The 26579-nt window shown below is 43.6% G+C and carries 23 protein-coding genes; 21 read left to right on the forward strand and 2 right to left on the reverse strand.

Going from position 1 to position 26579, the window contains the following annotated elements; all coding sequences use genetic code 11:
- The first annotated feature begins 13 nt into the window (after window positions 1–13).
- From dxs to OCV72_RS09620, 16 genes are all read left to right on the forward strand, one after another.
- Window positions 14–1876 (forward strand): 1-deoxy-D-xylulose-5-phosphate synthase, encoded by a 1863-nt coding sequence (gene dxs, locus OCV72_RS09545; protein WP_055283455.1) that lies wholly within the window; start codon window positions 14–16, stop codon window positions 1874–1876.
- Window positions 1877–1907: 31 nt separating this feature from the next.
- Entirely contained in the window at window positions 1908–2717 is an 810-nt protein-coding gene (locus OCV72_RS09550) for a TlyA family RNA methyltransferase (RefSeq protein WP_055283458.1), read from the forward strand.
- Between the two features lie 6 nt (window positions 2718–2723).
- Complete coding sequence (locus OCV72_RS09555) at window positions 2724–3563, forward strand: NAD(+)/NADH kinase (protein ID WP_055283461.1); 840 nt, start codon at window positions 2724–2726, stop codon at window positions 3561–3563.
- A gap of 4 nt (window positions 3564–3567) precedes the next feature.
- Window positions 3568–4017, forward strand: coding sequence for an arginine repressor (argR, locus tag OCV72_RS09560; protein ID WP_055283464.1), 450 nt, complete (start codon window positions 3568–3570; stop codon window positions 4015–4017).
- 8 nt (window positions 4018–4025) lie between these two features.
- Window positions 4026–5699, forward strand: coding sequence for a DNA repair protein RecN (gene recN, locus OCV72_RS09565; protein ID WP_055283466.1), 1674 nt, complete (start codon window positions 4026–4028; stop codon window positions 5697–5699).
- Between the two features lie 117 nt (window positions 5700–5816).
- Complete coding sequence (gene spoIVB / locus OCV72_RS09570; RefSeq protein ID WP_028085763.1) at window positions 5817–6881, forward strand: SpoIVB peptidase; 1065 nt, start codon at window positions 5817–5819, stop codon at window positions 6879–6881.
- A gap of 118 nt (window positions 6882–6999) precedes the next feature.
- The gene (gene spo0A / locus OCV72_RS09575; protein ID WP_055283468.1) at window positions 7000–7788 is read left to right on the forward strand and encodes a sporulation transcription factor Spo0A; all 789 of its coding nucleotides are present in this window, start codon (window positions 7000–7002) and stop codon (window positions 7786–7788) included.
- A gap of 69 nt (window positions 7789–7857) precedes the next feature.
- Window positions 7858–9294 (forward strand): glycogen synthase GlgA, encoded by a 1437-nt coding sequence (gene glgA / locus OCV72_RS09580; protein ID WP_055283470.1) that lies wholly within the window; start codon window positions 7858–7860, stop codon window positions 9292–9294.
- Window positions 9295–9325: 31 nt separating this feature from the next.
- Window positions 9326–10195: a methylenetetrahydrofolate reductase [NAD(P)H] gene (gene metF, locus OCV72_RS09585; protein ID WP_055283472.1), complete on the forward strand. Its 870-nt coding sequence runs from the start codon at window positions 9326–9328 to the stop codon at window positions 10193–10195.
- Between the two features lie 10 nt (window positions 10196–10205).
- Entirely contained in the window at window positions 10206–10850 is a 645-nt protein-coding gene (locus OCV72_RS09590) for a vitamin B12 dependent-methionine synthase activation domain-containing protein (protein ID WP_055214113.1), read from the forward strand.
- 28 nt (window positions 10851–10878) lie between these two features.
- Window positions 10879–13269 (forward strand): homocysteine S-methyltransferase family protein, encoded by a 2391-nt coding sequence (locus tag OCV72_RS09595; protein ID WP_055283474.1) that lies wholly within the window; start codon window positions 10879–10881, stop codon window positions 13267–13269.
- A gap of 56 nt (window positions 13270–13325) precedes the next feature.
- Window positions 13326–14333, forward strand: coding sequence for an aspartate--ammonia ligase (asnA, locus tag OCV72_RS09600; protein ID WP_055283476.1), 1008 nt, complete (start codon window positions 13326–13328; stop codon window positions 14331–14333).
- 113 nt (window positions 14334–14446) lie between these two features.
- Complete coding sequence (locus OCV72_RS09605; protein WP_055283478.1) at window positions 14447–15958, forward strand: 4Fe-4S dicluster domain-containing protein; 1512 nt, start codon at window positions 14447–14449, stop codon at window positions 15956–15958.
- A 131-nt stretch (window positions 15959–16089) separates the two neighbouring features.
- Window positions 16090–18729 carry an alanine--tRNA ligase gene (gene alaS / locus OCV72_RS09610; RefSeq protein ID WP_055283481.1) on the forward strand — a complete coding sequence of 880 codons (2640 nt, stop codon included), beginning with the start codon at window positions 16090–16092 and terminating at the stop codon, window positions 18727–18729.
- 163 nt (window positions 18730–18892) lie between these two features.
- On the forward strand, window positions 18893–19069 hold the full coding sequence (gene rpsU, locus OCV72_RS09615) for a 30S ribosomal protein S21 (RefSeq protein ID WP_005603101.1): 177 nt from the start codon (window positions 18893–18895) through the stop codon (window positions 19067–19069).
- Window positions 19070–19345: 276 nt separating this feature from the next.
- A complete protein-coding gene (locus OCV72_RS09620; RefSeq protein WP_055283483.1) occupies window positions 19346–20575 on the forward strand; it encodes an aspartate aminotransferase family protein in 1230 nt (409 codons plus the stop codon).
- A gap of 117 nt (window positions 20576–20692) precedes the next feature.
- On the opposite strand, the gene OCV72_RS09625 is transcribed toward OCV72_RS09620, so the two are convergent.
- Both OCV72_RS09625 and OCV72_RS09630 read right to left on the reverse strand, forming a co-directional pair.
- Window positions 20693–21646: a cation diffusion facilitator family transporter gene (locus OCV72_RS09625; protein ID WP_055283485.1), complete on the reverse strand. Its 954-nt coding sequence runs from the start codon at window positions 21644–21646 to the stop codon at window positions 20693–20695.
- Window positions 21636–22253: a Maf family protein gene (locus OCV72_RS09630; protein WP_055283488.1), complete on the reverse strand. Its 618-nt coding sequence runs from the start codon at window positions 22251–22253 to the stop codon at window positions 21636–21638. Before OCV72_RS09630 ends, OCV72_RS09625 begins: the two co-directional genes overlap by 11 nt.
- A gap of 198 nt (window positions 22254–22451) precedes the next feature.
- On the opposite strand from OCV72_RS09630, the gene OCV72_RS09635 reads away from it, so the two are divergent.
- The 5 genes from OCV72_RS09635 (at window position 22452) to OCV72_RS09655 (ending at window position 26573) form a co-directional block, all read left to right on the forward strand.
- Window positions 22452–22988 (forward strand): prolyl-tRNA synthetase associated domain-containing protein, encoded by a 537-nt coding sequence (locus tag OCV72_RS09635; protein WP_006426481.1) that lies wholly within the window; start codon window positions 22452–22454, stop codon window positions 22986–22988.
- Window positions 22989–23065: 77 nt separating this feature from the next.
- Window positions 23066–24787, forward strand: a complete 1722-nt coding sequence (locus OCV72_RS09640) for an ABC-ATPase domain-containing protein (protein ID WP_055283490.1) — start codon at window positions 23066–23068, stop codon at window positions 24785–24787.
- Window positions 24788–24790: 3 nt separating this feature from the next.
- Window positions 24791–25360 (forward strand): 16S rRNA (guanine(966)-N(2))-methyltransferase RsmD, encoded by a 570-nt coding sequence (gene rsmD, locus OCV72_RS09645; RefSeq protein ID WP_055283492.1) that lies wholly within the window; start codon window positions 24791–24793, stop codon window positions 25358–25360.
- Window positions 25354–25845 (forward strand): pantetheine-phosphate adenylyltransferase, encoded by a 492-nt coding sequence (gene coaD / locus OCV72_RS09650; protein WP_055283494.1) that lies wholly within the window; start codon window positions 25354–25356, stop codon window positions 25843–25845. Before rsmD ends, coaD begins: the two co-directional genes overlap by 7 nt.
- 5 nt (window positions 25846–25850) lie before the next feature.
- Window positions 25851–26573: a hypothetical protein gene (locus OCV72_RS09655; protein WP_028085748.1), complete on the forward strand. Its 723-nt coding sequence runs from the start codon at window positions 25851–25853 to the stop codon at window positions 26571–26573.
- The last annotated feature ends 6 nt before the right edge of the window (window positions 26574–26579 follow it).

Below are 26579 nucleotides of genomic sequence, written 5' to 3' on the forward strand. Positions count from 1 at the left end.
GGGATACCTTGTTATGTTAGAAAGAATTCAAAAAGCAAATGATATAAAAGATCTGAAGCCGGAAGAACTTCCGGAACTGGCACAGGAGATCCGAAAGTTCCTGGTCGAGAAGATCAGTAAAACCGGAGGACATCTGGCATCGAATCTCGGCGTAGTAGAACTTACAATGGCAATGCATCTGGTCTTTGATCTGCCGAAGGATAAAATTATATGGGATGTAGGCCATCAGTCCTATACACATAAGATCCTGACCGGAAGAAAAGGCGGATTTGATGACCTGAGAAAATATGGCGGGATGAGTGGATTCCCGAAGAGAAAAGAAAGTGCATGCGATGCATTTGACACCGGACACAGCTCTACTTCTATCTCGGCGGGGCTTGGGTATGTGTGCGCAAGAGATCTGCAGAGGGAAGATTACAGTGTGATCTCGGTAATCGGAGATGGATCGCTGACAGGTGGGATGGCATATGAAGCACTGAATAATGCATCCACGCTTAAAAAGAATTTTATCATTGTATTGAATGATAATCATATGTCTATTTCGGAAAACGTTGGAGGAATGTCGGATTATCTGGCAAAGCTGCGTACGGCGGACTTCTATACAGATCTGAAAAAAGGTGTAACAAATGTACTGCATAACGTTCCGGTCGTGGGAGATCCTGTGATCGAGCGTATCCGCAAGACCAAGAGCAGTCTCAAACAGCTGATCGTTCCGGGGATGTTCTTTGAAGACATGGGAATCACCTATCTAGGGCCGATCCAGGGGCATAATATCCCGACGATGGTACGTGCATTTAAAGAGGCAAGAAAGATTGAAGGACCGGTATTGCTTCATGTAATTACCAAAAAAGGAAAAGGATACGGGCCGGCAGAAGAAAAGCCGGAAAAATTCCATGGAATCGGACCGTTCCGGGTAGAGACGGGAGAACCGGAAAACCCGAAAAAGAAAGATACGTATACAGATGTTTTTTGCAAAGTAATGTGCGATGAGGCGGCAAGAAATGATAAGCTGGCAGCGATCACAGCAGCAATGGAAGATGGCACGGGACTTGCAGGATTCCGGAAAAAATATCCGGACCGCTTTTTTGATGTGGGAATTGCAGAAGAACATGCAGTGACATTTGCGGCGGGACTCGCAGCAGGTGGAATAAAGCCGGTATTCGCCGTGTATTCGTCATTTTTACAGAGGGCATATGACCAGATGATCCATGATGTGGCACTTCAGAATCTTCCGGTAATGTTTGCAGTAGACCGTGCAGGTCTAGTGGGAAACGACGGGGAAACCCATCAGGGAATCTTTGATCTGTCCTACTTAAGCACTATCCCTAATATGGTTGTACTGTCGCCGAAGCATAAATGGGAACTGGCTGATATGATAAGATTCGGTATCGCATATGATGGTCCGGTAGCCATCAGGTATCCTAGAGGCAGTGCATGCGATGCCTGTCCGGAATTCAGAAGTCCGGTAGTATACGGAAAGAGTGAAATGCTATACGAAGAACGGGAGATTGCAGTGATCTTTGTCGGACATATGTTTGGCGAGGCGCTGGAGGTCAGAAAACAGTTAAAAGAAGCCGGATATCACTGCTCGCTGATCAATGCAAGATTTGTAAAACCACTGGATACAGAGATGCTGGATCACCTGACAGAGCAGCACAAGCTGATCGTTACGATCGAAGAAAATGTAAGATCCGGCGGATTCGGTGAACATGTAACAGAGTATCTGATGAGGACGGGTTCGGATACGAGAGTGCAGATCCTAGCACTTCCGGATGAATATATAGAGCATGGCAATGTGGAGGTTCTGCGCAAAGAGACTGGTCTGGATGTAGAGACCATGACAGCGAAGATCCGTAAGTTATATGAGACATTATAGATATGTGACACGATAGATAACAGGAGAGATTATGAAAGAACGATTAGACGTATTACTGGTAAAGAGAAATCTGGCAGCTTCCAGAGAAAAGGCAAAAGCCATCATTATGTCCGGAATCGTATATGTAGATGGGCAAAAAGAAGATAAGGCCGGGACTACTTTTCCGGAAGAAGCTATGATCGAAGTACGCGGACATACGCTTCCGTATGTCAGCCGCGGAGGATTGAAACTGGAAAAAGCAATTAAGAACTTTGATGTGAACGTAGAAGGAAAAGTATGTACGGATGTAGGTTCTTCTACGGGTGGGTTCACAGACTGCATGCTGCAGAATGGCGCGGTAAAGGTATTTGCGATTGATGTGGGACGCGGACAGCTTGACTGGAAATTAAGACAGGATCCACGCGTAGTGTGTATGGAAAAGACGAATATCCGTTATGTGACACCGGAAGATATAGGGGAACCGGTGCAGTTTTCATCCATTGACGTATCCTTCATCTCACTTACGAAAGTACTGCTTCCCATCCGTAATTATCTGACGGATGAAGGACAGATCGTAGCATTGATCAAGCCGCAGTTCGAAGCAGGCAGGGAAAAGGTTGGAAAGAAAGGCGTTGTACGTGAGAAGAGTACACATATAGAAGTGATTCATAAAGTGATCGATTATGCAATGTCTATTGGATTTGAAGTGCTGAATCTGGAATTTTCTCCGATCAAAGGACCGGAAGGCAATATCGAATATCTGGTCCACTTACAGAAATGTGAAGCGACTGACAGAATCTCGCCGCAGATCGATGTCGAAAAGACGGTAGATCTGTCGTTTGCTACACTTGCGAAAGGTTAGAGGCAGATGTTAAAAAAGTTTTGGATCGTTACCAATGACGGGAAAGATACGAATCATGCGGTGACAGGAAAAGTAAAAGAATTGCTGGAGATAGCAGGAAGAAACTGTGCATTGTGTGAAAAGGATGCAGAAAAGAATATTATCAGGGAACGGATTCCGGACATGATAGACTGTGCGATCGTGATCGGCGGTGACGGAAGTCTGATTGAAGTGGCAAGAACACTTTGGAAAAGAGATGTTCCAATTTTGGGTATCAATATGGGAACGCTTGGGTATCTTACAGAAGTAGAAGTGAATAATCTGGAAGAAGATATCACGCAGATGCTGCAGGGTGATTATCTGTATGAAGAACGCATGATGTTAGAAGGAACATTTCGGGATGGGAAAAAGGATGTCGCGCTAAATGATATTGTTGTGTCGCGAAGGGGCGATGACCTGCGCATTATTTATTTCAAATTGTTTGTAAACGGGGAACTTTTGAATTCTTACGAAGCGGATGGAATTATCATATCCACACCGACCGGATCTACGGCATACAATCTGTCGGCCGGAGGTCCGATCGTGGAACCGACAGCGTCACTTACCGTGATCACACCAATCTGCTCTCATGCATTGAATACAAGAAGTATTGTTCTGTCTTCAGACGATGAGATCGTAATTGAGATCGGGGAAGGACGAAGAGGAAATATCGAAAAAGTACTGGTCACATTTGACGGTGCGACCAGTGTGCCGATCCAGACCGGGGATAAGCTGACAATCTGTAAGGCGGAAAAGACGACAAAGATAATGAAGATCAATAAAATCAGTTTTTTGGAAATATTACGGAGAAAGATGAAGGGAAATTGATGAGATGAAAGTAAACAGACATGCGAAGATCATAGAACTGATCAACAAATATCATATTGAAACGCAGGAAGAACTGGCAGAATATCTGAACCGGGAAGGGTTTAAAGTAACACAGGCAACGGTATCCAGAGATATCCGGGACCTGAAGCTTACAAAGATACCGTCTGAGAACGGCAAGCAGAGATATGCACTGCATCAGCATCAAGAGAGTGCAATGAGTGAAAAATATATCCGTGTCTTAAGAGAAGGATATCTGTCCATGGATATGGCGCAGAATATCCTGGTGATCAAGACAGTAGCAGGAATGGCAAGTGCGGTATGTGCGGCACTGGATGCAATGAAATGGAATGAGATTGTCGGAAGTATTGCAGGGGATGATACGATCATGTGTGCGATCCGAAGTGTGGATGACACGGTAAAAGTAATGGACAAGATCAGCAAGATTATCTTATAGGAGGATGCATGTTACAGTATTTACATGTGAAAAACCTGGCTTTGATCGATGAGATTGAAGTAGAGTTCGGCAGAGGACTGAACATATTAACTGGAGAGACCGGTGCCGGGAAGTCGATCATTCTTGGCTCGGTCAATCTTGCTCTTGGCGGGAGATATACGAAAGATATCCTCCGACAGGGAACGAGATACGGACTGGTAGAACTGACATTTTCGGTAGAAAGTGAACGACAGATCCGCAGATTAAAAGAACTGGATGTTTACCCGGAGGACGGGTTTGTTACGCTTCAGAGAAGGCTGATGGAAGGAAGAAGTGTCAGCAAGATCAATGGAGAGACGGTGCAGATGGCGACGCTTAAAGCAGTATCCGCCATCCTGATCGATATTCACGGACAGCACGAACATCAGTCATTGCTTTATAAAAAGAATCATCTGGCAATAGTGGATGCATTTGCCGGAGAAGAAACGAAAAAGCAGAAAGAAAAAGTGGCGGAAACATGGCAGCAGTATAAAGAAAAAATAAGAGAACTGTCGGAAGCAGGAACAAATGGATCCGAGCGGGCAAAGGAACTGGCTTTTCTTAAGTTTGAAGTGGATGAGATCGTCCGGGCAGAATTAAAAGAGCACGAAGATGAAGAACTGGAAGCATGTTACCGGCGCATGTGTAACGGAAAGAAGATTGCCCAAAGTGTTGCGGAATGCTACCAGTATACGGGTGAAGATGGGGAAAGTGCGAGCGAAAAGCTTGGAAGGGCACTCCGAACACTGTCGGAAGCTGTGGATGCCGATGAGCAGCTGTCACAGTTATATACCCAGCTGGCGGATGTAGACAATCTGCTAAATGATTTTAATCATGAACTGGCAGAATATCAGAAAAACTGTGAATTCTCGGATGAAGAATTCTATGAGACAGAAAAGCGGCTGAATGAGATCAATCATCTGAAGACAAAGTATGGGAATTCTTATGAAGAGATCATGGCATACTGTAAGAAGCAGGAAGAACGAATCGGGATTCTGGAAAATTATGATACTTATATGCAGGAACTGGAGAAATCCTGTGAGCAGTTGTCGCAGAAGTATCTGGAACTGGCAGGAAAGCTTTCGGCACTGCGGCAGAAGAAGGCTAAAATGCTTGAAAAAAAGATTCAGAAAGGTCTTGAAGATCTGAATTTTGAACAGGTACAGTTTGAGATACATTTTGCGGAAAAGAAAGAATATGCCAAAGATGGCATCGATGATGTGGAATTCAGGATCTCGCTTAATCAGGGACAGCCGGTGAAGCCGCTGACAGAAGTGGCATCCGGCGGGGAACTTTCCAGAATTATGCTGGCGATCAAAGCGGTAATGGCAGACAAAGATGAGATCGAGACGTTGATCTTTGATGAGATCGATGTCGGGATCAGTGGACGTACTGCTCAGAAGGTTTCGGAAAAAATGGCACTGATCGGAAAAGAACACCAGGTGATCTGTATTACGCATCTGGCGCAGATCGCAGCTATGGCAGACCGGCATTTTTTGATTGAAAAAAAGACAGAAGATGCCGTGACACGAACGCAGATCTATCCATTGAATGAAGAAAATTCCGTGGAAGAACTTGCAAGGATCCTTGGCGGAGCCAGGATCACAGATACGGTGATGCAAAGTGCCAGAGAGATGAAAAATCTGGCATCACAGATGAAATAAAAAACGTAAAGATCCAGAGTATTTTTTCTGAAATATCATATACTAAGACAGACATTTGTAACAGAGTGTCTGTTTTTTTATTGCTGTGCAGACAAAAGACAGGATGGAGTGTGGAATATGAGAAAATACTGGTATCGTAGATTCCTGCTTGTGCTGCTTGTGTTATCTGTCCTTGGTTATGCAGGATATGAAATTACAAAGCGGCAGGAACAGGGGAGAAAAAAAGAAGTAAGTGCAGATACGGTTTCTTCGGACACTGTGATCCCGGGAGGAATGCCGGTTGGGATCTATCTGGAGACGGAAGGGGTCATGGTCTTAGGTACAGAGAAGATTACCGGAGCGGATGGGAAAATGACAGAACCGGCCAGGCATCTTGTGAAAGCTGGGGATTATATAGTGGAATGTAACGGAAAGAAGATTGCCGATAAAAAGAGGCTGCAGGACACATTAAAAAAGCTGGATGCGGAAGAAGTGGTCCTAAAGCTCAGGAGAGATTCCGGATATCTGGATGTGAAGATAAAACCGGTGCGGAATAAAAAGAATCAGTACATGCTGGGAATATGGGTAAGGGACAATGCACAGGGGCTTGGAACGGTGACATTTCTGAACACGGACAGTCGTTTTGGAGCATTGGGGCATGGAATCCATGACACAGATACGAACACTCTGATGGAGATTAAAGACGGAAGGGTCTACGAGACCAGCATTCGCAGTATCCAGAAAGGAGCAGGAGGGGAACCGGGCGGGATAGAAGGAATCATCGTCTATAACCGGTATAATGTTCTGGGAACTATTGATAAAAATACAGATTGTGGGATATTCGGAACCCTTGAACGTACAGACAACCTGTTCCGGAATACAGAGCCGGTCGGCATTATGGCAACGGATGAGATCAAAAAAGGGGATGCGGTTATACGATGCTGTGTAGAAGGAAAAGTAAAAGAATACAAAATTCGTATAACAAAAACCGACAAACATACAAAAGAAGAAAATAAAGGTCTGGAGATCAAGGTGACAGATCCGGAACTTCTTGAGATTACAGGCGGAATCATACAGGGAATGTCCGGGGCACCAATCCTTCAGAACGGGAAAATCGCTGGTGCAGTCACCCATGTATTCGTCAATGATCCTGCAAGGGGATATGGGATTTTTATCGAAAATATGCTGAAACATGTAGAATAATTAGAATATTGTCGATGCAGGTCAGGTTTTTACGACAGCATTTTCTTGTTCGAAAATTACAGGAATTATATAATAAAACTCGACATGATTATTAAGGGACAAGGAGGCATAACGTAAAATGAGAGAAGTTAATGTAGCAATCGCTGACGACAATGAGAGAATTTTGGATATGCTGGGGGAAATCATAGAGCAGGATCATGATCTGAATCTGATAGGCAAAGCCAATAATGGAGAAGATATATATCGTCTGATCAAAGAAAAAGAACCGGATGTAGTACTACTGGATCTGATCATGCCTAAGCTCGATGGTTTAAGTGTGATGGAAAAAATAAATGCAGATGACCAGATCACCAAGCGTCCGGAATTTATCATAGTAACGGCTGTTGGACAGGAACGGATCACAGAAGATGCTTTCCGAAAAGGAGCAAGTTATTATGTGATGAAACCATTTCACAATGATATGATCTTAAGCCGGATCAAAGATGCAGGAAAAGGAGAGAGGCGGAATAGTTCTGAAGCAATACCCGGAAGCACAGTGCAGAAGAAGCCGGAATATAATCTGGAGACGAGGGTGACAGATATGATCCATGAGATCGGAATACCGGCACACATCAAAGGATATCATTACCTGAGAGATGCGATCATCATGGCAGTGGATGATATGGATGTATTAAATGCAATCACAAAAGTTCTGTATCCGACGATCGCTAAGATGCACCAGACGACGGCAAGCAGAGTAGAAAGAGCAATCCGCCATGCAATCGAAGTTGCATGGAGCAGAGGAAAACTGGATACACTGGATGAACTCTTTGGATATACAGTAAGCAACGGAAAAGGTAAGCCGACAAACTCGGAATTTATTGCACTGATCGCAGATACGATCCGTCTGGAAAATAAAAACCGGTAAACAACCCTTTTATTCTGAATAAAAATACGTTATAATGATAAAGTATTCTAAGGTTGGGAGGAAAATGCAATGAAGAAAATATTATTTGCGGCATCTGAGTCAGTCCCATTTATCAAGACAGGAGGACTTGCTGATGTTGTCGGCTCATTACCAAAATATTTTGATAAAGAAAAATTCGATGTGCGTGTAATGCTTCCGAAGTATATGTGCATGAAAGATGAATGGAAAGAAAAACTTCAGTATCACACACATTTTTATATGGATCTGAACTGGAGAAAGCAGTATGTAGGTGTTCTTGAAATGGAATACGACGGAATCAGGTTTTATTTTATAGATAACGAGTATTACTTTAACGGATATGCACCGTACGGTGATATATATGCGGATATTGAAAAATTTGCATTCTTCTCAAAAGCTGTATTAAGCGCACTTCCATTGATTGATTTCAGACCAGATATCATTCACTGTCACGACTGGCAGACAGGGCTGGTTCCAATCTATCTGGATAATTTCAGATATGGCAATGAATTTTACCGTGGAATCAAGACGGTCATGACCATACATAATCTGAAATTCCAGGGAACATGGGATCCGAAGCGTGTCAGAGATATTACCGGATTACCTCAGTATTATTTCGCACCGGATAAACTGGAGGCATATAAGGATGCAAACTACCTGAAGGGTGGAATTGTATATGCAGACAGAGTGACGACGGTAAGTAATTCCTATGCAGAAGAGATCAAGACACCATTCTATGGTGAAAAGCTGGATGGTCTTATGAATGCAAGGGCAAATTGTCTGTCAGGAATTGTAAATGGAATTGACTACGAAGATTATAATCCGCTGACAGATAATAAGATTGAGAGAAATTATGATGTCAGCAATTTCCGTAAAGAAAAAATCAAGAATAAGATCGCACTTCAGAAAGAACTTGGTCTGGAGGAAAACCAGAAGACCATGATGATCGGTGTGGTTTCCAGACTGACAGACCAGAAAGGCTTTGATCTTGTTGCCTATGTAATGGATGAACTGTGTCAGGATGCAGTACAGATCGTAGTTCTTGGTACAGGGGAAGAGCAGTATGAGAATATGTTCCGTCATTTTGCCTGGAAATATCCGGGAAAAGTATCTGCAAACATTTATTATTCAGAAGCAATGTCCCATAAGATCTATGCCTCCTGTGATGCATTTCTTATGCCATCCCTGTTTGAACCATGCGGACTCAGCCAGTTGATGAGTCTGCGTTACGGAACAGTCCCGATTGTACGCGAGACAGGTGGATTAAAAGATACGGTAGAGCCATACAATGAGTATGAAAAGACCGGTACAGGATTCAGCTTCATGAACTACAATGCACATGAGATGCTGGCAACTGTACGTTATGCAGAACAGATCTATTACGATAAGAAGCGTGACTGGAACAAGATTGTTGAACGTGCCATGAATAAAGACTTCTCATGGAAGAATTCTGCAAAACAGTACGAAGAATTATACGAAGGAATGTAAAAACAGACTAAAGGAGAACGACAGAAAAAATATGAAAATCAGTGATATATTAGTAGAAAAGACACCGCATCTTTCTTTTGAGGTATTTCCTCCGAAGACAGATGCAGCATATGAAGGAGTATTAAAGGCGACAGAAGCAATTGCAGAATTGAAACCGTCATATATGAGTGTTACATATGGTGCAGGCGGCGGTACCAGTAAGAATACTGTAAAGATTGCATCACATATCAAAGATAAATATAATGTACCAAGCCTTGCACATCTTACTTGTGTATCATCAACAAAAGAAGAAGTGCATCAGGTAATCGATCAGTTAAAGGCATCAGGAATTGAGAATATCCTTGCTCTCAGAGGAGATATTCCACAAGAGAGTGAATTCCCACTTCCGAATCATTATCAGTATGCATATGAGCTGATCGAGGATATCAAGAGTCAGGGAGATTTCTGCATCGGGGCTGCATGTTATCCGGAAGGACATGTAGAGTCCGAACATAAGAAGGATGATATTGCACATCTGAAACAGAAAGTAGACTGTGGTGTAGATTTCCTGACTACACAGATGTTTTTTGATAACAATATTCTTTATAATTTCCTCTATAGAGCGAGAGAAAAGGGTGTTACCGTTCCGGTTATTCCGGGAATCATGCCGGTAACAAATGCAAATCAGGTAAAGAGAATCCTGTCTATGTCCGGAACCAACCTTCCGGAGAGATTCAAAGCAATCGTAGATCGCTTTGGAGATAATCCGAAAGCAATGCAGCAGGCAGGTATTGCGTATGCGACAGACCAGATCATCGATCTGTTCGCAAATGGCATTAACCATGTTCACGTATATTCTATGAATAAACCGGAGGTTGCTGCGGCAATCCAGGCAAATCTTTCAGAGATTCTGAATAAATAGAGGAAGCAAAATGGACGCAAGAACGAAAGAAGCAATTCGTTACTTGGGATATGGCAGACATGCGGTAGATGATCATACGCTGAAGCTTGTGGAAAGCTGTTTTGAAGAACTTTCCCAGGCGGCGTGCGGCAGGATCGTCTACCGCATTTTTGAATTAGAATTCCCGGAGAGTGGAAGAATCCTTCTGGGAAATCTGGATATCCACAGTAAAAATCTTTATAAAAATCTGACGGGATGTAAAAAAGCAGTGCTGCTGGGTGCAACGCTTGGACCGAAAGTTGATCTGCTATTGCGGAAATATTCCATCGGAGATATGGCAAGAGTGGTAACACTTCAGGCGTGTGCGGCTGCTATGCTGGAAGAATATTTGGATGAATGGCAGACTGCTCTGGAAGCAGATATGAAGAAAGAGGGTTATTATATCAGACCGAGATTCAGTCCTGGATATGGAGACTTTGATATTGCACATCAGGATATGATCCTCCGTATGCTGGATACGGCAAAGAAGATCGGGCTGACACTTACCGGCGGCAATATGCTGACACCGTCAAAATCGGTGACGGCAGTGATCGGTCTCAGTGAAACAGAGACTTCCTGCCATATCAAAGGTTGTGAAGTGTGTCAGAAGAAGGACTGCGCATATCGCAGGTCATAAGATACAGGAAAAGGATAGGAGCAGACAGATGTTATTAGAACGACTGGGAAAAGAATTATTATACTTTGATGGCGGCATGGGAACGCTTCTGCAGTCAAAAGGATTGCAGCCAGGAGAACTTCCGGAAGTCTGGAATCTGGAGCATGCAGAAGAGATCGTTGATATTCATAAGTCATATTTCGAAGCCGGCAGTGATATCGTGCTTAGCAATACATTTGGTGCCAATGCGATCAAATTTCATGATTCCAAGTATGGACTGAAAGAAATCGTGACGGCCGGGATCCAAAATGCGAAAAAGGCCGCAGAGCTCGGCGTGCATGATGGAAGAACGACTTATGTAGCGTTAGATGTGGGCCCGACGGGTAAATTATTAAAACCAATGGGTGATCTTTCTTTTGAAGATGCATATGAGGCATTTAAAGAGACCATGATCTATGGAGAAGAAGCAGGAGCAGATCTGATCCATATCGAGACCATGAGTGACAGTTACGAAGTGAAAGCAGCAGTACTTGCAGCAAAAGAGAATACGTCACTTCCGGTATTTGCAACCATGATCTTTGATGAAAAGGGAAAACTTCTGACAGGTGGAGATGTCCCGGCAGTGATTGCCATGCTGGAGGGACTCCGCGTGGATGCACTTGGAATCAACTGTGGTATGGGACCGGAACAGATGCTTCCGATCCTGGAGGATATTCTGAAATACGCATCGGTTCCGATCATCGTAAAACCGAATGCAGGACTTCCGAAGCAGCGTGACGGGGAAGTCTATTATGATGTAGAACCGGAACAGTTTGCCGGATATATGGCAAAAATCGTAGAGATGGGAGCGCATGTGATCGGCGGATGCTGTGGAACAACACCTGCACATATCCAGAAGATGGTTGAGACGACCAGAGAGATGAGCGTAAAGCCGGCAACAAAGAAAGATATCACAATGGTATCTTCTTACGGACATGCGGTCATCCTTGGCGGCAAGCCGATGATCATCGGAGAGAGAATCAATCCGACCGGTAAGAAGAAATTCAAACAGGCATTAAAAGACCACGACATGGATTATATCCTGAAAGAGGGGATTACGCAGCAGGATAAGGGAGCACATATTCTGGATGTCAACGTAGGACTTCCGGATATTGACGAACCGGCGATGATGAAAGAAGTCATCATGGAGCTTCAGAGCGTATCAAGCCTGCCGCTTCAGATCGATACCGTTGATATCACAGCAATGGAAGCGGCGATGCGTATCTATAACGGTAAGCCGATGGTGAACTCTGTAAATGGAAAACAGGAAAATATGGATGCTGTCTTCCCGCTTATTAAGCGTTACGGAGGTGTTGTGATCGGTCTTACGATCGATGAGGACGGAATCCCGGCAACCGCAGACGGAAGAGTCCGTGTGGCAGGAAAAATCATCGAAGAAGCGAAGAAATACGGCATTGACAAAAAAGACATCGTGATCGATGTGCTGGCAATGACGATCAGTTCTGAACCGGAAGGTGCGAAGGTCACGCTGGAAGCACTCAAAAAAGTCAGGGAGATTTATGGTGTCTGTACGGTTCTTGGTGTATCGAACATTTCGTTCGGTCTTCCGTACCGTCCGGCAGTTAATTCAAATTTCTATACGATGGCCATGCAGAATGGATTAAGTGCGGGGATCATTAATCCTTCTTCTGAGGATATGATGCGCTCGTATTATTCATTCTGTGCGCTGATGAATTACGATAAGAACTGCGAGGAGTATATCCGTGTATATGGCAGTCAGAAAGCAGGAACACCTGCACCGGCAGCCAAGGCAGAACTGACTTTAAAAGAGGCCATCGAAAAAGGTCTGAAAGAAGAAGCACATCATGCAACAGGAGAACTGTTAAAGAAACAGGCACCGCTGGAGATCATCAATGAACATCTGATCCCAGCACTGGATACGGTAGGAAAAGGATTTGAAAAGGGAACTGTCTTCCTGCCGCAGCTTCTGATGAGTGCCGATGCGGCAAAGATCGCATTTGCAGTGATCAAGGATGTACTCGCACAGGAAGGCGGGGAAGTCCAGGCGAAGAATAAGGTCATTCTCGCAACGGTAAAAGGAGATATTCACGATATTGGTAAGAACATTGTAAAAGTCCTTCTGGAGAATTACAGTTTTGATGTGATCGATCTGGGGAAAGATGTACCACCGGAAGTGATCGTAGATACTGCAGTGGAGCAGGATATCCGGCTGGTAGGTCTAAGCGCGCTTATGACGACAACGGTTGTAAGCATGGAAGAGACCATCAAGTTATTGAGAGAACGTAAACCTGAATGTAAAGTCATGGTAGGGGGAGCTGTGCTGAATCAGGATTATGCAGATATGATCGGGGCAGATTTTTACGGCAAAGATGCAATGCAGTCCGTATATTATGCACAGAGAGTATTTGAAGAAGAGTAATCAGTGAGCAAAGAATTTCATAAAAATATACAGCAGACAAAAAGGAGACAGAAAAAATGGGATTAATATTACCAGAACATTATGACCCTCGCTTAAGCGTAAGAGAGACACAGGAAGCAATCAAGTACATTCGTGACACGTTCCAGAAGGAATTCGGAAAAGAGATGAATCTGGAGAGAATCTCTGCACCGTTATTCGTAGAAAAAAGCAGTGGTCTGAACGATGACCTGAACGGTGTGGAAAGACCGGTACAGTTTGATATCGCAGGCGTTCCGGGAGAGACAATAGAAGTTGTACATTCCCTTGCAAAATGGAAACGTATGGCATTATACAAATATGGATTCCAGCCGGGTGAGGGACTTTATACAAATATGAACGCGATCCGCAGAGATGAAGAACTTGACAACTTACATTCCTGCTACGTGGATCAGTGGGACTGGGAAAAAGTGATCAAAAAAGAAGAACGTACCGTTGAGACACTGGAAGCTACCGTACGCAATATCTTCAAGATCATCAAACATATGGAACATGAAGTATGGTACAAATATCCACAGGCAGTAAAGAAACTTCCGGAGGACATCTATTTCATCACTTCCCAGGAACTGGAAGATATGTATCCGGATAAGACTCCGAAGGAAAGAGAAAACCTGATCACAAAAGAACACGGCTGTGTATTCCTGATGAAGATCGGTGACAAACTCGCAAGCGGCGAACCGCACGACGGACGTGCACCGGACTACGATGACTGGCAGTTAAACGGAGATATCCTGTTCTGGTTCGAGACACTGAACTGTGCACTTGAGATCTCCAGCATGGGTATCCGTGTAGATGAAAAAGCGCTGGAAGAGCAGCTTGTAAAAGCCGGCTGCGAAGAGAGAAAGAATCTTCCATATCACAAAATGCTGTTAAACGGCGAACTTCCGTACACCATCGGAGGTGGTATCGGACAGTCCAGACTGTGCATGCTGCTTCTCGACCGCGCACATGTCGGTGAAGTACAGGCAAGTTTGTGGCCGGAGCAGATGCGGAAAACCTGCAAAGAACACAATATGATTCTGCTTTAAATTGATTTGTAAATTGATTTTCAAAATTAGTTGATAACATTTTCTCAAGTGTCTATAATAGAACTATAGACTGTCATAAAAATGACAAAGGAAAAATAGGAGGAACTCCAACTATGATGAGAGGCATTAATACAACCGTAAGACGGTTGAGAAGAAAAGTTTTTGAAGAAGTTGCAGCACTTGGCTTCAAAGCAGATGCAGATACTCTATGCGATGATATGGAAGCAATCCCATATGCATTGGTGAATGATGAGACAGAGCAGTACCGTGACAGTGTTTACCGCGCAAGAGCAGTTGTACGAGAACAGGTAAGACTTGCAATGGGACTTTCACTCCGGCCGGAAGACAAACCGGTACATCTGACAGCGGGGGTGGAAGCAAGTAACATATCAGATAAGTATTATGAACCGCCGCTTATGCAGGTAATTCCATCCGCATGCATGAGATGCGAAGCGAAAGGATATGAGGTCAGCAACATGTGCAAAGGATGTCTGGCGCATCCTTGTATGGAAGTCTGTCCGAAGGGTGCGATTTCCATGGTAAACGGCAAATCCCATATTGATCAGGAAAAATGTATCAAATGTGGAAAGTGCAAGAGTGTCTGCCCATATGATGCAATTTCCAAAAAAGAGCGTCCGTGTGCAAAAGCATGCGGTGTAAATGCAATTGAATCGGATAAAATGGGACGCGCCTATGTCAATCCGGACAAATGCGTATCCTGTGGTATGTGTATGGTAAGCTGTCCGTTTGGAGCAATTTCAGACAAATCCCAGATCTTCCAGCTTGCAAGAGCATTGTCGGAAGGCGAGCAGATTATTGCTGAGATCGCACCGGCATTTACCGGACAGTTCGGAGATAATATCAATGCGAGAAACTTAAAAGCAGCACTGGAAGAAATTGGATTTTCACAGGTGTATGAAGTGGCGCTTGGTGCAGATATCGGAGCTGTTGCGGAGGCACATCATTATGTAGAGAAGGTTGCGACAGGAGAATTACCGTTCCTTTTGACATCCTGCTGTCCGTCATGGGCAATGCTGGCAAAGAAATATTTCCCGGATATGATCGATGAAGTGTCTCAGGAACTGACTCCTATGGTCGCTACTGCACGTACGATCAAGAAAGAACATCCGAATGCTAAAGTAGTATTCATCGGACCATGTGCGGCCAAGAAACTGGAAGCGATGCGCAGAACCGTAAGAAGTGATGTTGATTTTGTAGTGACATTTGAAGAACTGCAGGGAATGTTTGATGCGAAAGGAATCGACCTTTCCGAATATGAGGCAGAGTCTTCCTTCCACAATGCAACAGGTGCGGGACGCGGCTATGCGGTTGCAGGCGGCGTGGCATCTGCAATTGAAAAATGTGTAAATGAGTACTATCCGGGTGTGGAAGTAAAGATTGAGCATGCAGAAGGTCTTGCGGATTGTAAGAAGATTCTTTCTATGGCGAAGATCGGAAGAATGAACGGATGTCTGATCGAAGGAATGGGCTGTCCGGGCGGATGTGTAGCCGGTGCGGGAACGAACATCCCGGTGCCAAAAGCACAGAAGAAAGTGAAAGAATTTGTAAAAGCATCCAGCAAGCAGCTTCCGCCAAAAGAACTCGGTGAAATCGAGCTGAAATAAGTAAAAAAGAGACCAAAAAAGAGACAGGCGTAAAGATTGACAAAACGCCTGTCTCTCTTTATAATTAAAAGTTAGTATTGATAAAAATATTTATACTGATTAGATACATGAATGTAGAGCAGGAGGAAATTATGCAGAAGTATGGCGTAAACGAATTAAGAAGAATGTTTCTTGAGTTTTTTGAAAGTAAGGGACATCTGGCAATGAAGAGTTTCTCGTTAGTGCCTCATAACGATAAGAGTCTGTTACTGATCAACTCTGGTATGGCACCATTGAAACCATATTTTACAGGACAGGAGATACCACCGAGAAGACGAGTTACCACCTGTCAGAAATGTATCCGTACAGGAGATATCGAGAACGTAGGAAAGACAGCCAGACATGGTACATTTTTCGAAATGCTTGGTAACTTCTCATTTGGAGACTATTTTAAAAACGAAGCAATTCACTGGACATGGGAGTTCCTTACAGAAGTAGTGGGACTGGATCCAGATAGATTATATCCATCCATTTACCAGGATGACGATGAGGCCTTCGAGATCTGGAATAAAGAGATTGGAATTCCAGAGGAGAGAATCTTCCGTTTCGGAAAGGAAGATAACTTTTGGGAGCATGGAGCAGGACCTTGCGGACCGTGTTCAGAAGTATATTATGACCGTGGAGAAAAATATGGATGCGGAGAGCCAGGATGTACAGTTGGATGTGAATGTGACCGTTACATGGAGATCTGGAACAACGTATTTACACAGTTTGACAACGACGGACATAATAACTATACAGAATTAGAGCAGAAGAACATCGATACAGGTATGGGACTGGAACGTCTGGCATGTATCGTGCAGGATGTTGATTCCATGTTCGATATCGATACATTAAAGGCTTTAAGAGACCATGTATGTAACATGGCAGGAGTAGAGTATCAGAAGGATGATAATACAGATACATCGATCCGAGTACTGACAGACCATATCCGTTCTGTAACATTTATGATCTCTGATGGTATCCTTCCATCAAACAGCGGACGTGGATATGTATTAAGACGTCTTCTCCGCCGCGCATGCCGTCACGGAAGACTTCTTGGAATCAAGGGAGCATTCCTTGTAGAACTGGCACAGACAGTTATTGACGGATCTAAAGACGGATATCCGGAACTGGAAGAAAAGAAAGACTTTATCTTTAACGTAATTGCCAAAGAAGAAGCTCAGTTCAACAAGACAATTGACCAGGGACTTTCTATTCTTGCAGACATGGAAGAAGAGATGAAGAAGAATGGTGAGAATGTTCTCTCTGGAAAGAATGCATTTAAGCTGTATGATACTTATGGATTTCCGATCGATCTGACAAGTGAGATTCTGGAAGAAAAGGGTCTGACTTATGACGAAAAAGGATTCGAAGAAGCACAGAAAGAACAGCGTGCAAAATCCGAAGGAACATTCGGTACACACAACTACAGTGGTAAAGATGCCAGTGTATATGATGAGCTGGATGCAGAATTATCTTCTGAGTTCGTCGGATATGATCAGTTAGAGGTTGAATCTGATGTGGCAGCTATGACAAGCGAGACAGAAGTTGTAGATGCACTGACAGACGGAGATAAGGGTACGATCATCGTTGCCAAGACTCCATTCTATGCAACAATGGGTGGACAGGAAGCCGATAAAGGTATCATCTGTACCGAAGACGGTGAATTTGTCGTAGAAGATGTTGTGAAGCTTGCGGGCGGCAAATTCGGCCATGTAGGACAAGTTACAAAGGGTATGATCAAAGTCGGCGACAAGGTGAATCTGAAGGTTGACAAAGAGAACCGTGCACTTGCTGAGAACAACCACAGTGCAACCCATCTGCTTCAGAAAGCTCTTCGCATGGTACTCGGAAATCATGTAGAACAGGCAGGGTCTCTGAACAATGCACAGAGACTGCGTTTCGACTTTACACACTTCTCTGCCATGACAGCAGAAGAACTGCAGAAGGTTGAAGATATCGTAAATGAGAAGATCCGTGAGAATCTTCCGGTTGTAATTAAAAATATGCCGATCGAAGAGGCTAAGAAGACGGGAGCTGCAGCTCTGTTCGGAGAAAAATACGGAGACATTGTACGTGTTGTAAGTATGGGTGATTTCTCTATCGAATTCTGTGGTGGTACACATGTAAAGAATACAGGAAACATCATGGCATTTAAGATCCTGTCCGAGACAGGTGTGGCTGCCGGAGTACGCCGTATTGAAGCCCTGACATCCAAAGGACTTCTGGATTACTATAGCGCTCAGGAGAAGAAGCTTCATGAGACTGCAAAATTACTGAAAGCAACACCGGAAAACATCGAAGAGAAGGTTTCTCATCTGATGAATGAAAATAAGGTATTAAAGGGCGAAGTAGAGAGCCTGAAGAGCAAACTTGCAAAAGATGCCATGGGTGATGTAATGAACCAGGTAGAAGAAGTAAAAGGTGTGAAATTCCTTGCTACAAGCCTGGAAGGTGTAGATATGAACGGCCTTCGTGATCTTGGAGACCAGTTAAAAGAGAAGTTGGGCGAAGGTGTGATCCTGCTTGCTTCTGTTAATGATGGTAAAGTAAGCCTGATGGCTACCGCTACAGACGGAGCTATGAAACAGGGAGCTCATGCAGGTAACCTGATCAAAGCAGTTGCCAAATTAGTTGGCGGTGGTGGCGGCGGACGTCCGAATATGGCGCAGGCCGGCGGTAAGAATCCGGCAGGTGTAGAGGATGCTCTGAAGGCTGCAAAAGAAGCATTAGAAGGACAGCTTGCATAAAATTTTACTGTCAATTCGCGAAATTTTGCAATTTTTTCCAAAGTGGAAGAAAGTTGTTGACGTGAGAAAAAAATATGTTATAATCATATGTAGTGCAATAAAAATACCCGAACAGTCGTATGATGCACAATATAGGACTGGAGGGGAGGTTAGGTGTGAGACTATGTCAAATGTAATCGTTAAAGAAAACGAATCGTTAGATAGCGCTTTACGCAGATTCAAAAGAAACTGTGCAAAGGCTGGTATTCAGCAGGAAATTCGTAAAAGAGAACATTACGAAAAACCAAGCGTAAGACGCAAAAAGAAATCTGAAGCTGCTAGAAAACGTAAGTATAACTAATATGTGCAGAAATAGAGTGTCGTATGACACTCTATTTTTTATACCTGTGTATGTCGGAGAAGTTCATGATAAAAATATTTAAAAAAAATTTCAAAAAACATATTGACGTTTCAAAAACACAGGTATATACTGTGAATCGTTGAAAGGCAAAGGCGCCATACCCGTTTGGGTGTGGTGCCTTTTTTCGTTCTAATGACAGAGTGATAAAAGGATAGGAAAACGAACGAGATCATAATTCAACAAATTCGAAAATGAATGAAAGTGAGGAGTTTTATTATGAGATTAAAGGATACGGGACTTACAGCACAAGAGTTGAAGGACATGGTCAATAAGTATATGGTGGAGACTTATGAAAGATATGATTTCATTGCAGAGAGAGCAGAGGGCATGTATTTGTATGATGAAGAGGGAAATGCATATCTTGATTTCTACGGTGGAGTTGCCGTTAACAGCTGTGGTAACAGAAATCCAAAAGTCATTGCAGCAATCAAGGATCAGTTAGATGATATCATGCATACATTTAACTACCCATACACCATTCCACAGGCATTACTGGCTAAGAAGATCTGTGATACGATTGGAATGGATAAGATCTTTTATCAGAACTCCGGAACAGAAGCCAATGAGTGCATGATCAAGATGGCAAGAAAATACGGTGTGGATAACTTTGGACCGGAAAGATATCACATCATTACAGCAAAACATGGTTTCCATGGAAGAACATACGGAGCAATGTCTGCAACAGGACAGCCGGACAATGCCATCCAGATGGGATTCAAACCAATGCTTCCGGGATTCGATTATGCAGAATATAATAACCTTGAAGATTTCAAATCTAAGGTAACAGAGAATACGATCGCAATCATGATTGAGCCTGTACAGGGTGAAGGTGGTGTGCATCCTGCAACACAGGAATTCATTGAAGGACTTCGTAAATTATGTGATGAAAAAGATATGTTACTCCTGTTTGATGAGGTTCAGACAGGATGGGGACGTACCGGAGCACCGATGGCATACATGGGATATGGCGTGAAGCCAGATGCAGTGTCCATGGCAAAAGCAGTCGGAGGCGGAATGCCATTAGCAGCATGCTGTGCAACAGAGAAAGTAGCAAAAGAATTTACAGCAGGAGCACATGGTTCTACATATGGCGGACACTGTGTAACATGTGCAGCAGGTCTTGCATCTGTAACAGAAATTCTTGATAATAACTTAAGTGAAAATGCAAAAGAAATGGGAGAATACATGAAACAGGAACTTGCAAAACTCCCGCATGTGAAAGAAGCAAGAGGACGTGGACTGCTGGTCGGATGCGAATATGATATTCCGATCGCTGTAGAGGTAAAACACGGATGCCTTGACAGAATGGCACTGATCACAGCAATCGGAGACAGTGTAAACCGTATGATCCCGCCACTTATCGTAACAAAGAAACAGATTGATGAGTTGATGTTGATCATGAGAGCGTCTATCGAAGATGCAGCTGCAAAATACGAAAGCAAGTAAGGGAAAATATAAAAAACATATAGAAGTATAAATGATTCAGACAATACCACAATTTTGATTCATAAAACTACCTTTAAAAAGAGGCTGCCGGCAATTATGCTGGCAGCCTCTTACGTATTATGCTTCTTCTTCATCGGGAACGGGTTCGGGAACCTCTGTATCCCCGTTGTATTCAATGTCCGGAAGCAGTTCAAAATAAAAATCCTGATATTCTTTTGAAAGCGCCTGGATAATCTCTTTCTGTACAGATTTGAATTTGGAAATAGAAATCATATCACGGTTCATGGTGATATACACGCTGATCCATAATTTCCGTCCGGTACGCAGGATATCATAATATAATTTTGTGTCCCCGTATGTGGCAAGAATCGGAGATACGATATCTTTGATCTCCTGAACCGTTTCTTCCTCCGGAGGGAGTAAGAACAGGTCCCGAAGTCCCGTGATCACGGTTTTTATCGGAACCGGAAGCATAAAAAGGGACAAGATGATCGCCAGTATCGGATCGAGATAAGGAATCAAAGGCTGGAACCATTCTCCGGTTATGATCTGCGGCAGAAAGAATGCGATGCACATACCAAATGATGCAACAGAGTCGATCTGCCATTCCTGGATCTCCATGATCACGATCGGTGAAGTCAGTTTACTGTTCATCCTGCGAAGCAGGAAGATCACAGCAATACTGACTAAGGTGGCACTCATTTCAAAATACGCAACCATGGAAAAGTTGACATGCTGGCCGCCGTGGAAGATGATCTGGATGTTGTTAATGATCAGTCCGACGGTAACAGCAATCATGATCGCACCTTTTACAACAACAAATAAGGATTCAATCTGCTGGTAACCAAATGGGTGGCTTTCGCTGGACGGCTTGTACATCAGCGGAACCAGTGAAAGTGACACGAATACCATCAGAATCTCGACGCCGTCATAGACACTGTCCAGAAGGACGGCCTGCGACCTTGTGATGACCGCCATAACGATCTCCAGGATTACGAAAATCGTACTTCCTGTGATGGAGATACGGAGTGCGGATTTTTCGTATTTCTGTTTACTCCGGCTAGAATGCATAATGTATCTTCTCCTTTGGCAAAATGGAATCAAGTTCATGGTAGAGTCGTGCGATCGGAAGGCCGACTACATTATTATAATCACCTTCGATCCCTTTTACGTGGATGGCAAATGCGCCCTGGATGCCGTAAGCGCCGGCTTTGTCAAGAGAATCACCGCTGTCAACATAAGTATGAAGATCCTCTTTTGTGACTGGATAAAATGTAACATCCGTTTTTTCGTAAAATGTATGTAGGATCTGCTTCCCGCTGATATGTCCTGCGAATGTGACTCCGGTATAGACTTGATGTGTGCGGTCCGCGAGCATGGAAAGCATATCAAAGGCTTCCTCGTTATCAGCCGGTTTTCCGAGAATCTCACCGCGATAAGATACAATGGTGTCGGCACCGATCACGATACAGTCTTCTGTCTGATATGCAGGATTATCTTTTATCCGTGATTCGTATACATCAAGAGCTTTTTGATGTGCCAGTTCCATTACGACATCGGATGGAATATCTTTTGTAATCTTTTCTTTAACTGCAGACGGGATAACATCAAAAGAAAATCCTGCCTGGGTAAGCAGCTCCTGCCGTCTGGGAGAAGCTGAGGCTAATACGTATTTCATGACTTTTTCTCCTTGTGACTTTTTAGATATAAAGGTGTCAGAGGCAGAGATCCCCCGACAACATCAATTATAGTATAGCATAAAATGAAAAAAACAGAAATTTATAAGAAATAAATTTGTAATGTAAAAATTGCAATCGCTGTGCAGATTCGATATAATGTTAACAAGTATAAGTATCAGAAACGGAGGTTTAGTGTTATGTATATCAGTGAAATAAGGACAAAAGCACCGGCAGACGAGAGAATGCCGTTAGAGCGTAAATTCTATGATACATTGGAAAAATTAAAAATCCCATATGAACAGGTAGACAATGATCCGGCATCTTCTATGGAAGAATGTGCGGAAGTAGACAAGGCGATCGGAACGGAGATACGGAAGAATGTGTTCCTATGTAATCAGAAGAAGACGACATTCTTCTTGCTGGTGATGCCGGCCGATAAAGCGTTTGACACGTCTTCTTTCAGTAAGAAGCTGGGCGTATCCCATATGTCATTCGCACCACCGGAGAAGATGCTGGAACATCTTGGTACAACACCGGGATCTGCAAGTGTTGCGGGACTTCTGACGGATGAAGATGATTATGTGCAGGTGATCATAGATAAGGAAGTTGCAGAGGCAGAATGGTTCGGATGCAATCCGGGGATCAATACCAGCCATTTGAAATTCAAGACAAAAGATCTGCTTCAGAAATATCTTCCGGCGATTCATCACAGAGCAAGGATTGTGGATCTGTAGAGTGCAGAAAAAACGCAAAAGCAGACTTCTAAAAGAAAGAGAAGAAAATAAAAAGGAATAGTAGCAGTTACAAAAATATGAAGACATCAGAAGATTTAAAACAGATATTGGAACGCATTGATCACAGGGGATATCCGGCATATAAGGATACAAGAGGCGTATACCAGTTTGGAACATATATACTGGGAATTGATCATGTACAGGGAGATCCGTTTGCAGCACCGTCCAGGTTACATATACAGGTGGCCGGAAGAGCAGTACGGATTCCGAAAGAACTATATGACAGCAAACATAAAAAGACGGCGGTGGCAGATTATCTGCTGCGAAATTTTGCAAAGCAGCTGGAACGGCATTCGTTTCAGGCACATGGTTCCGGAAAAAGCGGAATTATTCAGGTGACGAGATGTGGTCAGGAAGTGCTGGAACGTACGGCGTGTGAGATAGATGAAAAGACAGGGGATGTGACTGTCCGCTTTGAAGTCGGATTTCCGGCAAGAGGACGTACGATACAGGCAGGAGAGCTGGTTAAAATTCTTTATCAATATCTCCCGGCATGTGTGGAAAAAGCATTATATTATAAAAATATGGACCGCAATGCAGTAAAGCAGGCAGCAGAACTTTCCGTGGATCAGGAATATATCCGTGAACAGTTGAAAAAAGAAGGACTGGTCGCATTTGTTGCTGACGGATCTATACTTCCGAGAGAATCGGGGGTTTCCCAGAGACCGATGAAGGATGCGGTACCATTTGCTTCACCGGATTCTATGAGAATTACTATGAAGCTTCCATATAAAGGTATGCTTACCGGAATGGGGATCCGAAAGGGGGTTACCTTGATCGTAGGTGGCGGCTACCATGGCAAATCTACACTTTTGAAAGCATTAGAAAGTGGTGTATATCCACATGTTGCGGGAGACGGAAGAGAATATGTGGTCACGGATGATACGGCAATGAAGATCCGTGCGGAAGACGGAAGAAGTATCCGGCATACAGATATTTCCATGTTTATCAATGATCTGCCAAATGGAAAAGATACTTATGCGTTCGATACAGAAGATGCGAGCGGAAGTACATCACAGGCGGCAAATGTCATAGAAAGCATGGAAGCGGGAACACAGGTGTTCCTGATTGATGAAGATACAAGTGCAACGAACTTTATGGTCAGGGATGAACTGATGCAGCAGGTGATCCACCGTGATATGGAGCCGATCACACCATTTATTGAGCGAGTGAGGGAGCTTTATCGGGAATATGGAATATCGACCGTGCTGGTAGCGGGAAGTTCCGGATCCTATTTCCAGATTGCGGATCAGATCGTTCAGATGGATAAGTATGTTCCGAAAGAAATTACGGAACTTGCAAAGAAAGCAGCTGCAGACTATCCGGCATTGAAGTTCCCGGAAGAAAAGCCAAAAGAGCCATCCTATGACCGGAAAGTACGCAGAAATCCGGGTATTCGACAGAAAGGCAGAGTAAAATTGAAAACAATGGGGCGTGATGCAATCATGATCGGTCATGAGACGATCAATCTGCGGTATGTGGAACAGCTCGTGGACAGTGAACAGTTGAATACGCTGGGGCAGATTGTGCGCTTTCTGGAAGAGGAGGTATTTGATGGAAAGAAGACGCTTGGACAGGCTGTGGAACAGGCGGAGAAGCTGTTGGATAAAAGGGGACCTGCCGGAATGTGTGAAGGAAACATTGTACCGGGCAATCTTGCAAGACCGCGTATACAGGAGATTTATGCCTGTATGAACCGTTACAGAAAGCTTGGAACAGACAGGAAAGAGAGGGGATAGAATATGAGAGTCATTGCTGGAAGTGCAAGAAGAACACAGTTAAAGACGTTAGAAGGCATGGATACCAGACCGACGACAGACAGGATCAAGGAGACATTGTTTAACATGATCGCTCCATATTTATATGACAGCATCTTTCTGGATCTGTTTGCCGGAAGCGGCGGAATCGGGATTGAAGCTCTGAGCAGGGGAGCAATGGAATCTGTATTTGTAGAGAAAAATCCAAAAGCTATGGCATGTGTCAAAGAGAACCTTCAGAAGACGCATTTTGAAAGAAAAGGGATGACCATGCAGATGGATGTGATGACAGCTCTCTATAAATTAGAGGGAGAAAAGCAGTTCGATTATATATTTATGGATCCACCGTATAATCATGAATTAGAAAAAAGCGTGCTGACTTATCTTGCGGAATCATCGCTTTTGTCAGAGGAAGGAATCATCATTGTAGAAGCTTCCAAAGAGACAGAATTTGATTACGCGGAAGATCTCGGATATCACATCATCAAAGAAAAAGAATATAAAACAAACAAGCATGTATTTTTGGAACCTGCGGGAAGGAAAGAAATATGTTAACTGGAATCTATCCGGGTAGCTTTGACCCGGTTACATACGGACATCTGGATATCATCAGAAGATCTGCCGGAATGGTGGATGAACTGACAGTCGGAGTGTTGAATAATAAAGCAAAAACCCCGTTGTTTTCCGTAGAAGAACGTGTTAAAATGTTAGAGGAAGTAACGAAAGACATAGCAAATGTTAAGATTATTCCATTTGAAGGACTGCTGGTGGATTTTGCCCATAAGCTGGATGCGAAGGTTGTAATAAGGGGACTGCGGGCAATCACCGATTTTGAATATGAGTTACAGATGGCGCAGACAAATCATAAGCTTGCGTCGGATGTTGAGACAGTTTTTCTGACAACGAATCTGCAGTATTCATATTTAAGCTCTACTACAGTGAAAGAAGTAGCGGCCTTCGGAGGAGATATATCCCAATTTGTGCCGGAATACATAGAGCAGAAAGTCTGGGAGAAAATGAAACATAGAAGGAGAGTGTAAATATTATGAGCAGCCGTATTGAGCAGATCATAGAGGAAATTGAAGAGTATATCGACAGCTGTAAATTCCAGCCGTTGTCGACAACAAAAATAATTGTAAATAAAGATCAGATGGACGAACTGTTAAGAGAGCTTCGTATGAAAACACCGGATGAGATCAAGCGTTACCAGAAGATCATTGCGAACAAGGATGCGATTCTGGCTGATGCACAGGCAAAAGCAGACGGCATGATCCAGGAAGCACAGATTCAGACAAATGAGCTGGTAAGTGAGCATGAGATTATGCAGCAGGCATATGCACAGGCAAACGAGATCGTAACCGCAGCAACTGCACAGGCACAGCAGATACTGGACAATGCAACAAACGATGCAAACCAGATCCGTGTCGGAGCCATTCACTATACAGATGATCTCCTTTCTCAGGCGGAGAGTGCGATCGGACGCACACTGGATACATATACATCGAAGTATGACAGTCTTGTAAACTCTCTTCAGGAATGTTACGACATGGTACGTAACAACAGAGCAGAGCTTGATGTTCCGCCGGAGACAGAACAGAATGTACAGCAGGAGTATCCGCAGGATCAATATCCGGCAGAAGAATATCCGCAGGATACTTATGAGCAGGATACTTACGGACAGGATGATTATCTGGATGATGGAAATTCATATCCGGATGATATGCCGATTTCTGATTATGATATTCAGGAAGACGATACATTGGATTAAGATACA

The organism is Dorea amylophila (assembly GCF_025567265.1).
Taxonomy (GTDB): Bacteria; Bacillota; Clostridia; order Lachnospirales; family Lachnospiraceae; genus Dorea_A; species Dorea_A amylophila.

What these genes read in the sequence shown, in the direction of transcription:
- alaS (WP_055283481.1), top strand. Translation starts at nt 16,090, where the DNA reads ATGCAGAAGTATGGCGTAAACGAATTAAGAAGAATGTTTCTTGAGTTT.
- argR (WP_055283464.1), top strand. Translation starts at nt 3,568, where the DNA reads ATGAAAGTAAACAGACATGCGAAGATCATAGAACTGATCAACAAATAT.
- rpsU (WP_005603101.1), top strand. Translation starts at nt 18,893, where the DNA reads ATGTCAAATGTAATCGTTAAAGAAAACGAATCGTTAGATAGCGCTTTA.
- OCV72_RS09630 (WP_055283488.1), bottom strand. Translation starts at nt 22,253, where the DNA reads ATGAAATACGTATTAGCCTCAGCTTCTCCCAGACGGCAGGAGCTGCTT.
- OCV72_RS09640 (WP_055283490.1), top strand. Translation starts at nt 23,066, where the DNA reads ATGAAGACATCAGAAGATTTAAAACAGATATTGGAACGCATTGATCAC.
- metF (WP_055283472.1), top strand. Translation starts at nt 9,326, where the DNA reads ATGAAAATCAGTGATATATTAGTAGAAAAGACACCGCATCTTTCTTTT.
- OCV72_RS09595 (WP_055283474.1), top strand. Translation starts at nt 10,879, where the DNA reads ATGTTATTAGAACGACTGGGAAAAGAATTATTATACTTTGATGGCGGC.
- OCV72_RS09625 (WP_055283485.1), bottom strand. Translation starts at nt 21,646, where the DNA reads ATGCATTCTAGCCGGAGTAAACAGAAATACGAAAAATCCGCACTCCGT.
- spo0A (WP_055283468.1), top strand. Translation starts at nt 7,000, where the DNA reads ATGAGAGAAGTTAATGTAGCAATCGCTGACGACAATGAGAGAATTTTG.
- OCV72_RS09555 (WP_055283461.1), top strand. Translation starts at nt 2,724, where the DNA reads ATGTTAAAAAAGTTTTGGATCGTTACCAATGACGGGAAAGATACGAAT.
- OCV72_RS09635 (WP_006426481.1), top strand. Translation starts at nt 22,452, where the DNA reads ATGTATATCAGTGAAATAAGGACAAAAGCACCGGCAGACGAGAGAATG.
- asnA (WP_055283476.1), top strand. Translation starts at nt 13,326, where the DNA reads ATGGGATTAATATTACCAGAACATTATGACCCTCGCTTAAGCGTAAGA.
- dxs (WP_055283455.1), top strand. Translation starts at nt 14, where the DNA reads ATGTTAGAAAGAATTCAAAAAGCAAATGATATAAAAGATCTGAAGCCG.
- glgA (WP_055283470.1), top strand. Translation starts at nt 7,858, where the DNA reads ATGAAGAAAATATTATTTGCGGCATCTGAGTCAGTCCCATTTATCAAG.
- OCV72_RS09590 (WP_055214113.1), top strand. Translation starts at nt 10,206, where the DNA reads ATGGACGCAAGAACGAAAGAAGCAATTCGTTACTTGGGATATGGCAGA.
- recN (WP_055283466.1), top strand. Translation starts at nt 4,026, where the DNA reads ATGTTACAGTATTTACATGTGAAAAACCTGGCTTTGATCGATGAGATT.
- rsmD (WP_055283492.1), top strand. Translation starts at nt 24,791, where the DNA reads ATGAGAGTCATTGCTGGAAGTGCAAGAAGAACACAGTTAAAGACGTTA.
- OCV72_RS09605 (WP_055283478.1), top strand. Translation starts at nt 14,447, where the DNA reads ATGATGAGAGGCATTAATACAACCGTAAGACGGTTGAGAAGAAAAGTT.
- OCV72_RS09620 (WP_055283483.1), top strand. Translation starts at nt 19,346, where the DNA reads ATGAGATTAAAGGATACGGGACTTACAGCACAAGAGTTGAAGGACATG.
- spoIVB (WP_028085763.1), top strand. Translation starts at nt 5,817, where the DNA reads ATGAGAAAATACTGGTATCGTAGATTCCTGCTTGTGCTGCTTGTGTTA.
- OCV72_RS09655 (WP_028085748.1), top strand. Translation starts at nt 25,851, where the DNA reads ATGAGCAGCCGTATTGAGCAGATCATAGAGGAAATTGAAGAGTATATC.
- OCV72_RS09550 (WP_055283458.1), top strand. Translation starts at nt 1,908, where the DNA reads ATGAAAGAACGATTAGACGTATTACTGGTAAAGAGAAATCTGGCAGCT.
- coaD (WP_055283494.1), top strand. Translation starts at nt 25,354, where the DNA reads ATGTTAACTGGAATCTATCCGGGTAGCTTTGACCCGGTTACATACGGA.